The sequence below is a fragment of the Acidovorax temperans genome (genome assembly GCF_028596105.1).
GTDB classification, from domain to species: Bacteria; Pseudomonadota; Gammaproteobacteria; order Burkholderiales; family Burkholderiaceae_C; genus Acidovorax; species Acidovorax temperans.
On sequence record NZ_CP117193.1, the window covers coordinates 98,750 to 112,266 of the forward strand.

Here is a 13,517-nt window from a genome sequence, read left to right on the forward strand (position 1 = left end):
CGTTCAAGCCCACAAGGCCTGGATGGCACGCCACCCCCACAGGAACACGCCACTATGAATGCCCCCCTACCGGAGTCCATCCGCAAAGCGCTCGAGACGGTATCGCTGGATGACAAGTACACCCTGCCCGAAGGCCGCGCCTTCATGAGCGGCGTGCAGGCCCTGGTGCGCCTGCCCATGCTGCAGCGCCAGCGCGACGCGGCCGCGGGCCTGAATACGGCGGGCTTCATCAGCGGCTACCGCGGCAGTCCGCTGGGCACCTACGACCAGGCGCTGTGGGCGGCCAAGAAACACCTGGCCGAAAACCACATCGTTTTTCAGCCCGGCGTGAACGAAGAGCTGGGCGCCACCGCCGTGTGGGGCACGCAGCAGCTCGACCTGTACCCCGAGAAGAAGAAATACGACGGCGTCTTCGGCATCTGGTACGGCAAGGGCCCGGGCGTAGACCGCTGCGCGGACGTGTTCAAGCACGCCAACATGGCGGGCACGTCCAAGCACGGCGGCGTGATCGCCATTGCGGGCGACGACCACATCAGCAAGAGCAGCACGGCCGCGCACCAGAGCGACCACATCTTCAAGGCCTGCGGCACGCCGGTGTTCTTCCCCAGCAGCGTGCAAGAGATTCTGGACATGGGCCTGCACGCCTTTGCCATGAGCCGCTTCTCGGGCGTGTGGTCGGGCATGAAGACCATCCAGGAGGTGGTCGAGTCGTCCAGCAGCATCAGCGTGGACCCGGACCGCGTGAAGATCATCCTTCCCGAAGACTTCGCCATGCCGCCCGGCGGCCTGCACATCCGCTGGCCCGACGCGCCGCTGGAGCAGGAAGCGCGCCTGATGGACTACAAGTGGTACGCGGCCCTGGCGTACATCCGCGCCAACAAGCTCAACTACAACGTCATCGAAGGCAAGCAAGACCGCTTCGGCATCATTGCCAGCGGAAAGGCCTACAACGACATGCGCCAGGCCCTGGTGGACCTGGGGCTCGATGACGACACCTGCCGCAGCCTGGGCATTCGCGTGCACAAGGTCAACGTGGTGTGGCCGCTCGAAGCCACCATCACCCGCGACTTTGCCGAGGGCCTGCAAGAAATTCTGGTGGTGGAGGAAAAGCGCCAGGTCATCGAATACCAGCTCAAGGAAGAGCTGTACAACTGGCGCGCCGATGTGCGCCCCAACGTGCTGGGCAAGTTCGACGAAGTGCCGGGCGACAACTCGGGCGGCGAGTGGAGCATGCCCAACCCCAGCCAGAACTGGCTGCTGCGCCCCAAGGCCGACCTGACGCCCGCCCTCATCGCCAAGGCCATTGCCAAGCGCCTGAAAAAGCTGGGCGTGCCCGAGCACGTAGTGCAGCGCATGGACGCCCGCCTGGCCATCATCGAAGCCCGTGAACGCGCGCTGGCAGAGACCCAGGTGGACCCTTCTGGCGACCGCACGCCCTGGTTCTGCAGCGGCTGCCCGCACAACACCAGCACCCGCGTGCCCGAGGGCTCGCGCGCCGTGGCCGGCATCGGCTGCCACTACATGGTCAACTGGATGCCCGACCGCCGCACCAGCACCTTCACGCAGATGGGTGGCGAGGGCGTGACCTGGGTGGGCCAGCAGCCGTTCACCACCGAAGAGCACATCTTCTCCAACCTGGGCGACGGCACGTACTTCCACAGCGGGCTGCTGGCCATCCGCCAGAGCATTGCGGCGGGTGTGAACATCACCTACAAGGTGCTCTACAACGACGCCGTGGCCATGACCGGCGGGCAGGCGGTGGGCGAACGGCCCGAGGGCCACACGGTGCTGCAGATCATGAACAGCCTGAAGGCCGAGGGGGTGGCCAAGCTGGTCATCGTGACGGACGAGCCGCAGAAGTACGACGGCGTGGCCTTGGCCCAGGGCGTCACGGTGCACCACCGCGACGAGCTGGACCGCATCCAGCGCGAGTTCCGCGAGATCAAGGGCTGCACGGCCATCATCTACGACCAGACCTGCGCCACCGAAAAGCGCCGCCGCCGCAAGCGCGGCAAGCTGGCCACGCCCGACAAGACGGTGGTCATCAATGAGCTGGTGTGCGAGGGCTGTGGCGACTGCTCGGTGCAGTCCAACTGCCTGTCGGTGGAGCCGGTGGAGACCGAATTTGGCCGTAAGCGCCGCATCAACCAGAGCACCTGCAACAAGGACTACTCGTGCGTGAAGGGCTTCTGCCCCAGCTTCGTCACGGTGGAAGGCGGCCAGCTCAAGAAGCCCAAGAAAGACAAGAAGGGCGACCTCTCGGCCCTGCCCAACATTCCCGAACCCGTGCTGCCCGTGGCCGATATGGCCTGGGGCATCGTGGTGGCGGGCGTGGGCGGCACCGGGGTGATCACCATTGGCTCGCTGCTGGGCATGGCGGCCCACCTGGAGGGCAAGGGCGTCATCACGCAAGACGCCGCAGGCCTGGCCCAGAAGGGCGGCGCCACCTGGAGCCACATCCAGATCGCCAGCCGGCCCGATGCCATCTACACCACCAAGGTCGATACCGCCAAGGCCGACCTGGTGATTGGCTGCGACGCCATCGTGGCCGCCAACAAGGCCACGCTGGCCGTGCTGCAACCGGGCCGCACCTTTGTGGCGCTGAACACGCACCGCACGCCCACCGCGTCGTTCGTGAACAACCCCAACTGGCAGTTCCCCGACGCGCATTGCGACACGGCCATCACCAGCGCCCTGGGCGATGGCAGCGTGGGCAGCTTTGACGCCGAACAGGTGGCTACGCAACTGCTGGGCGACAGCATCTACACCAACCCGCTGCTGCTGGGCTACGCCTGGCAAAAGGGCCGCGTGCCGCTGACCCTGGCCTCGCTGATGCGCGCCATGGAACTCAACGGCGTGCAGGTGGAAAACAACAAGGCCGCCTTTGAATGGGGCCGCCGCTGCGCCCACGATCTGCCCGCTGTGCAGGCACTGTTCCAGGCGGCACAGGTGATCCAGTTCGTGAAGAAACCCGCCCTGGCCGACATGATCGCCAAGCGCGTGGACTTCCTCACCGGCTACCAGAACGCAGCCTACGCTGCCGACTACCAGGCCTTTGTGCAAAAGGTGCAGGTCGCCGAGGCCCAGCTGGGCACCACCACCCGCCTGACCGAGGCGGTGGCCCGCTACCTGTTCAAGCTTATGGCTTACAAGGACGAGTACGAAGTGGCCCGTCTGCACACCGACAAGGCGTTCATGGACAAGATCGCCGCGCAGTTTGAGGGCGACTTCAAACTGGTGCACCACCTGGCGCCGCCCCTGTCGGCCGCCAAGAACGAGAAGGGTGAACTGGTGAAAAAGCCCTATGGCCCCTGGATGCGCAACGCCTTCGGCCTGCTGGCCAAGATGAAAGGCCTGCGTGGCACGGCCTTCGACATCTTTGGCAAGACCGAAGAGCGCCGCACCGAGCGCGCCCTGATCGTGGAATACCGCGCCTGCATCGACGAACTGCTGGCCGGCCTGACCGCCGACAAGCTGGCCCTGGCGGTGGAGATTGCGCACATTCCGGAAGACATCCGTGGCTACGGCCATGTCAAGGAGCGCCACCTCAAGGCCGCGCGTGCCAAGTGGAATGGCCTGATGGCGCAGTGGCGCAGCCCCGGCGCACCTGCCCAGCGCCAGGCGGCCTGAGCCTTTGCGAACTGGCACTGCCGTGGCGCGGCGGTGTCAGTGAAATCAATTGCTATTAATTTGATAGCTTCTGGCGCTTGATGGATAAGCGCCAGAAGCTATTTTTATGGATATGTGAAAACCCTCTGCGGTCAGCCAACCCCCCCAGGCCCATCCGGTCTTGGGTGATGACATAGGCGCCGCATACAATGTCCGGTTACCCCATGGCGGGCGCCGAGGGCCCTGAATTGGGAATTCGTTGCATAAAGACGCCGAGCATCGCCGCCAGGCCGCGTTGCCAATCCTCGCGATAGCGACGGCTATCGCTGTGGTTGGCGCCTTGCCTGGCGACGATTTCGACCTCTTTATTGCATCAGCGAACTCCCCATTCGGCATCCTCCGCTGGCTGTGTGGAATTTCGAATTTTTGATCCTCTGCTGGGAGTCCTTGACGTGTTTATTTCTTCTGCTTTTGCTCAGACCGCTCCTGCCGCCGCTGCAGGTGGTGGCGACCTGATGTCTTCGCTGACCGGCATGCTGCCTCTGGTGCTGATGTTCGTGGTGCTGTACTTCGTCATGATCCGCCCCCAGATGAAGCGCCAAAAGGAACACCGCGCCATGATTGACGCGCTGGCCAAGGGCGACGAAGTCGCTACCGCTGGCGGCATCATCGGCAAGGTCACGCGCCTGTCGGAAGGCTTCCTGCACATCGAAATCGCCAACAACGTGGAAGTGCAGATCCAGCGCAGCGCCGTGGTGCAAGTGCTGCCCAAGGGCACGGTGAAGTAACCAAACCAGAGTCAGGGCGTGGCAGCGGTGGTCGTCGCCAGCCCTCGTCAGGGGCAGGGGCCGCCGTGCTGCCCGCCCCACAAGCTTTCCGTGAGGTAAGAGCGCGATCATGAACCGATATCCGGTCTGGAAGTGGGCGATCCTGGTGATCGTGCTGCTGGTGGGTGCCTTGTACAGCCTGCCCAATTTCTTTGGTGAAACGCCTGCGGTGCAGGTTTCTGCGGTCAAGAGCGGCGTCAAGATCGACGACGCTGTGGCGCAGCGGGTGGAGCAGGCCCTGGCCGCCGCCAGCCTGACGGCCGAGCGGGTGGCGGTGGAAGGCACTTCGGTGCGCGCACGCTTCGACACGCTGGAAAACCAGCTCAAGGCGAAGGACGTGATCCAGAAGGCCCTGGTGCCCGATGCGAACGACCCGAGCTTCGTCGTCGCGCTCAACCAGATTTCACGCACCCCCGCGTGGCTCAGTGCCATCCATGCCCGCCCCATGTTCCTGGGGCTGGACCTGCGGGGCGGCGTTCACTTCATGCTGCAGGTGGACATGCAGGCGGCCCTCACCAAGAAGGCCGAGGCTTATTCCGGTGACATCCGCACCGCGCTGCGCGAGAAGAATGTGCGCCACAGCGGTATCTCGCGCGACGGCCAGACCATCGACATCAAGGTGGCCGACGAAGCCACCCAGAACACGGTGCGCAACATCATTGCCGACCAGTTTGCCGACTTGCAGGTGGTGAGCCAGCCCGATGGCGACGGCCTGCGCCTGCGCGCCAGCATCAAGCCCGAGGCCGCTCGCAAGGTGCAAGAGCAAGCTGTCAAGCAGAACATCGTCACGCTCCACAACCGGATCAACGAACTGGGTGTGACCGAGCCCGTGATCCAGCAGCAGGGCCTGGATCGCATCGTGGTGCAACTGGCCGGCGTGCAAGACACCGCCCAGGCCAAGGATATTCTGGGCCGTACGGCCACGCTGGAAGTGCGCATGGTGGACGAAAGCACCGAGGCGCGCGCCGCCGAGCAAGGCCGTGGCCCCGTGCCCTTTGGCTCCGAGCGCTACCCCGAGCGCAGCGGCCAGTCGGTGATCGTGAAGAAGCAGGTCATCCTGACCGGTGAAAACCTGACCGACGCCCAGCCCGGCTTTGACAGCCAGACGCAAGAACCCACCGTGAACCTGACGCTGGACGCCAAGGGCTCGCGCATCTTCCGCGACATCACGCGTGAGAACATTGGCAAGCGCATGGCCATCGTGCTGTTTGAAAAGGGCAAGGGCGAAGTGGTGACGGCGCCTGTCATCCGCTCTGAAATCGGTGGTGGCCGCGTGCAGATTTCGGGCCGCATGACCACGGCCGAGGCCAACAACATCGCGCTGCTGCTGCGCGCCGGTTCGCTGGCCGCGCCCATGGAAATCATCGAGGAATACACCATCGGCCCCAGCCTCGGTGCCGACAACATCGAGCGTGGTATCCACAGCGTGGTGTGGGGCTTGGCTGCCATCGCTGCGTTCATGTGCGTGTACTACCAGCTGTTTGGCGTGATCTCCAGCATCGCGCTGGCGGTGAACGTGATGCTGCTGGTGGCCATCTTGTCCATGCTGCAGGCCACGCTCACGCTGCCCGGTATTGCCGCGATGGCGCTGGCCATTGGTGTGGCCATCGACTCGAACGTGCTGATCAATGAACGTGTGCGCGAAGAGCTGCGCGCTGGCGTGGCCCCGCAAGCGGCCATCCACACGGGCTACGACCGTGCCTGGGCCACGATTCTGGACTCCAACGTGACCACACTGATTGCGGGCCTGGCCCTGCTGGCGTTTGGCTCGGGCCCCGTGCGCGGCTTTGCGGTGGTGCACTGCATTGGCATTTTGACCAGCATGTTCTCGGCCGTGTTCTTCTCGCGTGGTCTGGTGAACCTGTGGTACGGGCGCCAGAAAAAGCTCAAGAGCGTTTCCATCGGCCAGGTCTGGAAGCCTGAGTCGGACGCCACTGCCGTGGCCAAGTCGCAATAAAGGAGGAAGACATGGAGTTCTTCCGAATCAAAAAAGACATTCCCTTCATGAAGCACGCGTTGATTTTCAACGCGATCTCCTTCATCACCTTTGCATTGGCAGTCTTCTTCCTGCTCACCCGTGGGTTGCACCTGTCGGTGGAGTTCACCGGTGGCACGGTGATGGAAGTGGCCTACAGCCAGCCCGCTGAGCTGGCCAAGGTGCGCGAGACGGTGTCTGGCTTGGGCTACACCGATGTGCAGGTGCAGAGCTTTGGCACGCCCCGTGACGTGCTGATCCGCCTGCCCGTGCAAAAGGGTGTCACATCCGCCCAGCAGAGCGAGCAGGTGCTGCAGGCGCTCAAGGCGAACGATGCGGACGTGACTCTGCGCCGCACCGAGTTTGTCGGTCCTCAGGTGGGGGAAGAGCTGGTGCACGGGGGCCTTATGGCGCTGGCCTTTGTGGTGCTGGGCATCGTGATCTACCTGGCCTTCCGCTTTGAATGGAAGTTCGGTGTGGCGGCCATCATCGCCAACCTGCACGACGTGGTGATCATTCTCGGCTTCTTTGCCTTCTTCCAGTGGGAGTTCTCGCTGTCGGTGCTGGCGGCTGTGCTGGCCGTGCTGGGCTACTCGGTCAACGAGTCGGTCGTGATTTTTGACCGGATCCGCGAGGCCTTCCGCAAGTACCGCAAGATGACCACCTCAGAGGTGATTGATCACGCCATCACCAGCACCATGAGCCGCACCATCATCACCCACGCCTCGACCGAGGCCATGGTGCTGTCCATGCTGTTCTTTGGCGGCCCCAGCCTGCACTACTTTGCGTTGGCGCTGACCATCGGTATCTTGTTCGGTATCTATTCCTCGGTGTTTGTGGCGGCCGCCATTGCCATGTGGCTGGGCGTCAAGCGGGAAGACCTGGTGTCGGCACCGCGCAAAGAAGGTGGTGATCCGAACGATCCCAACGCCGGAGCAGCGGTTTGACCCGGTAATATTGGCGCATGCAGACTCCAGAAACGCTCGTTGCGCAACGCCGCCTGGCGCGCCAAGCGCGGCAGCGTTTCGTCGAGGGTTTGTGCGCCACTCTGCCAGACCTTCACAAAACAGTGGGTGAATTCCTGTCGGCGCTGATGGCGCAGACAGCCACCCAGCGAGAAATGCAGACCCGCCGCGATGCCTGGCTGCTGTACCAGCAGCACCAGGCCGCATGGCTTGACGGCACCGCCAAGGCGTGGCGTGACGCGGTGCTACCCGCTGCCAGCGCTGGCCCGGGCGGCCGCGCTGTGAATCTCTCCTTCGAGCTGCTCAGCGACGATGTGGTGGAAAACAAGATCGTCGCTTCTCGCATGGCCCTCACGGTGGCCGAGCAGGTTAGCCAGCAGTTCGACTCCTTGCGCCAGCGCACCCAGGTGCTGGAGGGGCAAGACATGGACAGCACTGACATCTTGCGGGCGGAGACCATCTGCCTGAAGCTGGTCGAGCAGTGGGTGGAAGCAGGCTTGCCCCGCACCGATTTGCTGCGGGTGATTGACCCGCTGCAGCGCGAGCTGGCCAACCAGGTGCAAAAGCAGTACCAGGCCGTCAACGTTTTTTATGTGGAACAGGGCGTGGCAGCGCCCACGGACATGCGCAACCGTGTTCGCCGAACCACCGCAGGGGCTTCGGGCGCCGCGGCCTTGGGGGCTGAAAGATCTGATCGCGTGGCTGGCCCTGCGTCAGGCCGTGGTGAGCCCCTGCGGCGTCCCCCTATGGGGCCCATGGGTGGCTCCATGCCACGGGTGCCTGGGTCGTACCCCGCCATGGCGGGTGGTGGTTTGGGCGCCGTCACCGGCATGACTCCCTTGATCCGTGCCCGCCAACGGGCGCAGGGCGTGATGGGGCAACTGCGCCGCCTGTTGTCCCAGCCTGTAACGGGCTTTGACATGACCCAGGCACCGCCTGCCTCGGCGGCGCTGGCGCATGCACTGTCGGCCCAGCGCGTGCAGGCGGAAACGCATTACAGCGACATGGTCACCATCGCGGAGGATTACAGCCCAGCGGCGGTAGTGCAGGTGGCCGGGGCGGTGCGCGAGCGTTCCGCCGAGCTGAAGAAAAAAGCCGTTACCCCTGGTGAGAAAGCCATCATCGAGGTGGTGGCGCTGATGTTCCAGAGCATTTTGGCGGAAGACCGCATTCCGCCCGCAGTGCGCGTGTGGTTCGCCCGCCTTCAGGTGCCCGTGCTGCGTGTGGCGCTGGCCGAGCCGGAGTTTTTCAGCAACCTGGACCACCCTGCACGCCAGCTCATTGACCGCATGGGCGCTTGTGTGATGGGCTTTGATGCCACCGCCATCAACGGCAGCGCACTGGAGGCGGAAATTCGCCGGGTCGTGCAGGTGATTGAGCAGTACCCGGAAACGGGGCGGCGGGTGTTTCAGCTGGTGCACGAGGAGTTTGAGAAATTCCTCTCCAAATTCCTCACTGAAAAGCAGGCCACTTCACGCTTGGTCAGTGTGGCCCAGCAGGTAGAGCAGCGCGAGACGCTGGCCATCCAGTACACCATCGAGCTGCGCACCATGCTTCGCGACATGCCGGTGCGCGACGAGATCCGCGAGTTCCTGTTCAAGACCTGGGCCGAGGTGCTGGCACTGTCGGCCGTGCGCGATGGCGCGCAGCACGCCGACACCGTCATGTTCAAGCAAACAGCGGCCGACCTGGTGTGGGCGGCCAGTGCCAAGCCCAATCGCAGCGATCGCGCGCTGGTGATCCAGCAACTGCCGGGGCTGCTGCAACGTTTGCGCCAGGGGCTGACCCTGATCGGCGTGACTGGCGCAGACCAGGACGCCACCATCAAGGTCTTGACGGATACCCTGGCAGAAGCCTTCCTCTCCAAGACCGCCAGCATTCCGCAAGCCCACATCGAGGCGATGTCCAAGCGCCTGGCCAACCTGGAAGACTTCATCAACGATGCCACCTTGGGCGACATGCCGCTCAATTCCGAAAGCATCGAGATGATGCTGGGCATCGATGCCTCGTCGATCTTTGTCATCGCTGACAACGACGCACCTGTGGACGATGCGATGGTGGCCTGGGCCCAAGAGCTCAAACCCGGCACCTGGTACACGCTGGACCACAACGGCTCTTCCGCCCAGGTGCAGTACGTGTGGCAGAGCAAACGCAAGCAATTGCACTTGTTTGCTGCCGTGGATGGCAGCAGCTACCTGATCCAGCTGCGTCGACTGGCGGCGTACCTCCAAAGCGGGCTTCTGGTGGCACAGGATGAAGAGGGCCTCACCATGCGCGCCACCCGTGATGCCTTGGCCAAGCTGGACGCTAACCCGGAACGCCTGCTCGACTGAGCCCTGCAGCGATCTCTGCGGTTCGGCGCACCGCCAGCCGGGCCTATCTCACGTTCAGCCCCGCCCCACCCGTTGGAACAGTGCCCCTGGCAAACGGGCGACCACCCCATCCAGCTCCAGTTCCAGTAATTGCACCTGCAGGCTCGCGGCGTCCATCCCTGTGCGGTTGACCAAGGCATCCAGCCCGACAGGGTCGTAGCCCATGGCTTGCAACAGCGCACTTTCCTGGGGGGCGATCGCAGCAGGTTCGCCAGAGCCGACGGCTGTGTCGCCAGCCGTGAATGAGGTGGCGGCCGGTAGCGCCCAACTGCATTCTTCCAGCACGTCTTGTGCAGACTCCACGAGCTTGGCCCCTTGCTTGATGAGGGCGTGACAACCCCGGGATTGCGGGGCGTGGATCGAACCCGGAATCGCAAACACCTCGCGTCCTTGTTCCGTCGCCAGCCTGGCAGTGATCAGCGAGCCAGACGCCAGGGCCGCCTCTACCACCAGCGTGCCTTGCGACAGGCCTGAAATGATGCGGTTGCGCTTGGGAAAGTTGGGGGCCAACGGGGGCGTGCCCAGGGGGTACTCGCTCACCAGCAAGCCATGCCGGGCAATGCGGTGCGCCAAGTCCAGATGGCGGCTGGGGTACACGCGGTCCAGTCCTGTTCCCACCACGGCGATGGTCGCGGGTGCGTCGCCTTGTTTCAAGGGACGGTCTGGTGCGATAGGGGCCAGAGCGCCTTCATGGGCAGCCGCATCCACGCCCAGTGCGAGGCCCGAGACGATCGTGAGCCCTGTGGCACCCAATGCCTTCGCAAATTGGTAGGCGTTGTCCGCGCCTTGCGCCGTGGGGTTTCGGCTACCCACCACGGCCAGGCAGCGCCCTTCGGCGAAGGGCTGACCTTGCACCACGGCGCGGGCGCCCACCACGTAGAGCATGAGCGGCGGGTCCTCGGTGTCGAGCAGTTTCTTGGGATAGCGCCCATCCCCCAGGGTGATGATGGCGCGCGCAGTGCCTTCGGCCAAATCGCTGGCGTGCAGCCATTGCCAGGTCTTTTCCAGCAGTTCAGGCCACGATGGGGGCACCGTGACCAGCGCGCGTGCATGCCGCTCGCTGACGCACTGGCTCAGCGCTGCCTCGGTTTGTGCAAAGAGGGCTGTGGGCAGCCCAAAGGTGGCCAGCAATTTGCGCGCGGTCTGGTTGCCAATGCCTGGTGTGGTGGCAAGCCGCAGCCATGCGCCTAGTTCATCGCGGTCCATAAGCGGGCTCAGAGAAAGATTGAGAGGCTACGTAAAAACGGGGCCCGCAGGCCCCGTTGGATGGGTCACGCTGGTGGGCGCAACGTTTACTGGGGGTTGGCCAGACGGTCACCCACGCGCACACCGGTGCGCACGTCCAGCAGCAGTGCGTAGGAAACGCGCTCGAACGTCAGGAACACCATGGCCAGGCCATTGTGCTCGCTGGGCAGCTTGATGGTGGGCTTGCCCTCTGCCGTCGTGTCCCTCACGCGGTCGCCCTGGGTGAGCAGCGTCAGCACATGGCCTGGCTCCATGCCTTGGGCGGTTCCCATGTTGATGGCGATCACCTGGTTTTGCCCAGCTACGGCGACGGGGGTGGAGCCGTAGATGGACACCACCCGTGCATTCACGCTGGTCTGGGGCTCGTGCGGAATGTAGTTTTTGAAGGTGCGGGGTGGCTCGGGCAGCATGCGGTCACCGGCGCGAATTTCTTCCTTGGTGGATGTGATGTCTACCGTGGCGGGCACGGGCTCTTGCTTGAGGTTGCCTTTGCCGTCGCTGATTTCTTCCGTGGTTTCGCTGCGCGCGAGTTCGGCATTGCCCAGGTAACGGGCTTCATAACCCAGCACCTCCCCGGTAACGGGGTCCTTGAGCGGAATGGCTTCCCGGAAGACGCGGAAGCTGCGGGGTTGGCCGGGTTTGGTGCTCAGCGGTGCATCAGGGTTGCCGCGTGCGTACACCCGGTCGCCAGCGGCCATCAGCACACGCTGGTCGGTGGTGGCGACGAGGCGCGGGGCTTGCTCGATGGTGGCGGCATCAGTCACCAGCGGTTCCACCAGGAACGGCGCGATCAGGTGGGTCTTGAGCGTGGGCAGCGCCAGGCTGGCAAGGCTGTCCGTGCGGGTGCGGGGTGACAGGCGCACTGTGTCGGACCCGCCCGTGGGCTGGGTGCGCAGGCGCGCGTAGCCATCGCTCTTGTCCAGGTACAGCGTCTGCCCTGGGAAGATCAGGTGCGGATTGGGCAGCGCCTTGAGGTTCATGCCCCATAGCTCTGGCCAGCGCCAGGGGCTCTTGAGGTACATGCGAGAAATATCCCACAGCGTATCGCCACGTTTGACCACATAGGTGTCTGGCGCGTTGGGCGCCAATTCAGACACGGGAATACCTTTTTCAGCCACCTGCTGGGCGGTGCTGCGCTGGGCATCGGTAATGGGGTATTTCTGGGCGAAAGTAGGTGTGCAGGTAAAAGCGGCAATGACTGCCAGCGCTCCCAAGGCTGTTTTCTGTGCGCTGGTGAAAGCCATCCTGTTTTTCCTTTTTTGATGCATTGGTATACGCCCCCTCACTGATGCCAGCAGCCTTTTTTCCACGAAACTGCTGGCAAATACATTACAAATCATCTCAGATTCTCTGCTCAAGCCCTTGATTGGGCAATGAATATTGGCTTGGGGGCCAGCGCCTTTGCTCAAAAGTGGCGAAAATAGCGACACTTATTACCTGGTTTCATGGCAATTCTTCCTATTCTTTGTTTCCCCGATCCGCGCCTGCACAAGGTGGCAAAGCCTGTGGCTGCGGTGGATGAACGCATCCAGACCCTGGTGGCCGACATGCTGGCCACCATGTACGACGCCCACGGCATCGGCTTGGCGGCCACCCAGATTGACGTGCACGAACGCGTGGTGGTCATTGACGTATCTGAGGAGCGCGACCAGCCTCTGGTTCTCATCAACCCGGAAATCACCTGGGCCAGCCCCGAAAAGCAGGTGGGCGACGAGGGCTGCCTTTCCGTGCCCGGCATATACGACGGCGTGGAGCGTTCCACCCGCGTTCATGTGAAGGCGCTCAACGAGAAGGGCCAGCCGCATACTGTGGAAGCCGAGGGTTTGCTGGCGGTTTGTATTCAACACGAAATGGACCACCTGCTCGGCAAGGTGTTTGTGGAATATCTGTCGCCCCTCAAACGCAACCGCATCAAAACCAAAATGCTCAAGCAGCAGCGAGGTAATCGGGAGTGAATACCTCCGCACCTGCTGCACAACCCCACCACCATGCTCCGCGCGCCCGTTGGGCGCAGGTGCTGCGTTGGCTGGCGGTGTGCAGTGCAGGTGCGGTGTGCGCTGTGATGGTGGGCTGCGCAGTGCCGGGCAAAGAGGCTCTGGGCTCCGCGCGGGCCGACGTGGCCGTGCGCCTGGGGCCTCCCACCGCCGTGTATCCCCGCCCCGAAGGCGGCGAGCGGTGGCAATACTCGGAACTGCCCGCAGGCGTTCAGGTCTACAACCTGGATTTCGACGCCACGGGGCGCCTGGTGCGCAATGCGCCAGCGCTGACGCAGGCCTGGCTGGAGCAGATCCCCGTCGGGCAGTGGACGGTATCGGATGTGCGCTACTGGTTGGGAGCGCCCCAGCGGGTGGACCGTGTGGCCCGGTTTGAGGGCGAAGTCTGGACGTACCGGTTCCTTCAGCTGTCCGACCCGCGCTTTGCCTACCTCCACATCGATCCATCGGGCACGGTGCAGCGTGTGCTGTTTGTGGACGATGTATCCAACGCCCCCGACGACCGCCCATGACGGTGGCGCGGCGCCTCA

At 63.8% G+C, this 13,517-nt stretch carries 9 protein-coding genes; 7 read left to right on the plus strand and 2 right to left on the minus strand.

What is annotated here, in order from left to right; translation table 11 throughout:
* The first annotated feature begins 54 nt into the window (after positions 1-54).
* From PQV96_RS00450 to PQV96_RS00470, 5 genes are all read left to right on the plus strand, one after another.
* Complete coding sequence (locus PQV96_RS00450; RefSeq protein ID WP_273624230.1) at positions 55-3,630, plus strand: indolepyruvate ferredoxin oxidoreductase family protein; 3,576 nt, start codon at positions 55-57, stop codon at positions 3,628-3,630.
* Positions 3,631-4,061: 431 nt separating this feature from the next.
* The gene (gene yajC, locus PQV96_RS00455; RefSeq protein WP_207374260.1) at positions 4,062-4,397 is read left to right on the plus strand and encodes a preprotein translocase subunit YajC; all 336 of its coding nucleotides are present in this window, start codon (positions 4,062-4,064) and stop codon (positions 4,395-4,397) included.
* A 109-nt stretch (positions 4,398-4,506) separates the two neighbouring features.
* Positions 4,507-6,393 (plus strand): protein translocase subunit SecD, encoded by a 1,887-nt coding sequence (gene secD, locus PQV96_RS00460; protein ID WP_207374261.1) that lies wholly within the window; start codon positions 4,507-4,509, stop codon positions 6,391-6,393.
* A gap of 11 nt (positions 6,394-6,404) precedes the next feature.
* A complete protein-coding gene (gene secF, locus PQV96_RS00465; protein WP_207374262.1) occupies positions 6,405-7,358 on the plus strand; it encodes a protein translocase subunit SecF in 954 nt (317 codons plus the stop codon).
* 17 nt (positions 7,359-7,375) lie between these two features.
* Complete coding sequence (locus PQV96_RS00470; RefSeq protein WP_207374263.1) at positions 7,376-9,709, plus strand: DUF1631 domain-containing protein; 2,334 nt, start codon at positions 7,376-7,378, stop codon at positions 9,707-9,709.
* Between the two features lie 54 nt (positions 9,710-9,763).
* On the opposite strand, the gene dprA is transcribed toward PQV96_RS00470, so the two are convergent.
* Both dprA and PQV96_RS00480 read right to left on the minus strand, forming a co-directional pair.
* The gene (gene dprA, locus PQV96_RS00475; protein ID WP_273624231.1) at positions 9,764-10,954 is read right to left on the minus strand and encodes a DNA-processing protein DprA; all 1,191 of its coding nucleotides are present in this window, start codon (positions 10,952-10,954) and stop codon (positions 9,764-9,766) included.
* An 86-nt stretch (positions 10,955-11,040) separates the two neighbouring features.
* Positions 11,041-12,261, minus strand: a complete 1,221-nt coding sequence (locus tag PQV96_RS00480; protein WP_420482175.1) for a LysM peptidoglycan-binding domain-containing protein — start codon at positions 12,259-12,261, stop codon at positions 11,041-11,043.
* A gap of 177 nt (positions 12,262-12,438) precedes the next feature.
* Between PQV96_RS00480 and def the strand changes: the two genes are divergently transcribed.
* Positions 12,439-12,948, plus strand: coding sequence for a peptide deformylase (gene def, locus PQV96_RS00485; RefSeq protein ID WP_044394985.1), 510 nt, complete (start codon positions 12,439-12,441; stop codon positions 12,946-12,948).
* Positions 12,945-13,499, plus strand: coding sequence for a hypothetical protein (locus PQV96_RS00490; protein WP_273624234.1), 555 nt, complete (start codon positions 12,945-12,947; stop codon positions 13,497-13,499). Before def ends, PQV96_RS00490 begins: the two co-directional genes overlap by 4 nt.
* Positions 13,500-13,517: the final 18 nt, after the last annotated feature.